The organism is Aeromonas sp. QDB18 (assembly GCF_027705325.1).
In the GTDB taxonomy this organism is placed as follows: Bacteria; Pseudomonadota; Gammaproteobacteria; order Enterobacterales; family Aeromonadaceae; genus Aeromonas; species Aeromonas caviae.
In genome coordinates this window covers 1-1,009 of sequence record NZ_JAPDBQ010000311.1, presented here as the reverse complement: position 1 = coordinate 1,009, position 1,009 = coordinate 1, and the positions used below count along the sequence as shown (strand labels likewise).

1 protein-coding gene is annotated in these 1,009 nt (G+C 36.9%); it reads right to left on the bottom strand.

All coding sequences use genetic code 11. The annotated features are described in order from the left end of the window. Positions 1–106: 106 nt before the first annotated feature. Positions 107–937 (bottom strand): oxacillin-hydrolyzing class D beta-lactamase OXA-1, encoded by an 831-nt coding sequence (locus tag OKC30_RS21060; protein ID WP_001334766.1) that lies wholly within the window; start codon positions 935–937, stop codon positions 107–109. Positions 938–1,009 lie beyond the last annotated feature (72 nt).

Here is a 1,009-nt window from a genome sequence, read left to right as displayed (position 1 = left end):
TAACGTTTGAAATAAGGGGCGCCGAGCGCCAGCGAGGGGAGCCAAAAGCTTGCTTTTGGCCGTCCCGACTTGATTGAAGGGTTGGGCGATTTTGCCATTAGATTTTTTATAAATTTAGTGTGTTTAGAATGGTGATCGCATTTTTCTTGGCTTTTATGCTTGATGTTAAATTCGACCCCAAGTTTCCTGTAAGTGCGGACACAAAAACATATTTATGTCCTGATTTGCTTATAATAAACCCTTCAAACCATCCGTTTTGTAAGGTTCTATTTGCTGTGAATCCTGCACCAGTTTTCCCATACAGTTTTGTACTATTATCCAGATCTTGTAGATACATGTTCTCTATGGTGTTTTCTATGGCTGAGTTTTTAACTGGGAGATTGTGATTAATAATTTTACGCAGGAATTGAATTTGTTCTTCTGGTGAAATTTTTAAGCTACTTTCGAGCCATGCTTCTGTTAATCCGTTGTTTCTTTCTTTATCTCCAGAGAAGTCTTGATTTCCATAATCAAAATCTTTGAGATAATTCTTGATTTTATTTAATCCAATTTTTTGGGTTATTTCTTGCGAAACCCAAACAACAGAAAATTGCATCCACGTCTTTGGTGTATGATTGCTGTTCCAGATCTCCATTCCTTTGGGGGTTTTATCCCATTTGAATATGGTTTTCTGATCTATTATTTCCGCATCAAATGCCATAAGTGATAATGCGATCTTGAAAGTTGAATCTGGTGCCATTTGCGTTGCACACTTTGCTTTATTGAATTGAGCAATTTCAGCGTTTGTGGATGCATCGTAAAGTAAAAAACAACCTTCAGTTCCTTCAAATAATGGAGATGCAACAGTAGAGATATCTGTTGATGCACTGGCGCTGCTGTAGATAATATTTGCAATTATTAAAAAAATAGCGAAGTTGATATGTATTGTGTTTTTCATAATAAGTATTGGTTTGGTAAAGGGCTTAATTTTAACGGCTAACAATTAATGAGGCTCCGGGTTCGCCCAACG

Bases quoted from the DNA above. Each gene is read 5' to 3' on its own strand.
- OKC30_RS21060 (WP_001334766.1), bottom strand. From the start codon at position 937: ATGAAAAACACAATACATATCAACTTCGCTATTTTTTTAATAATTGCA.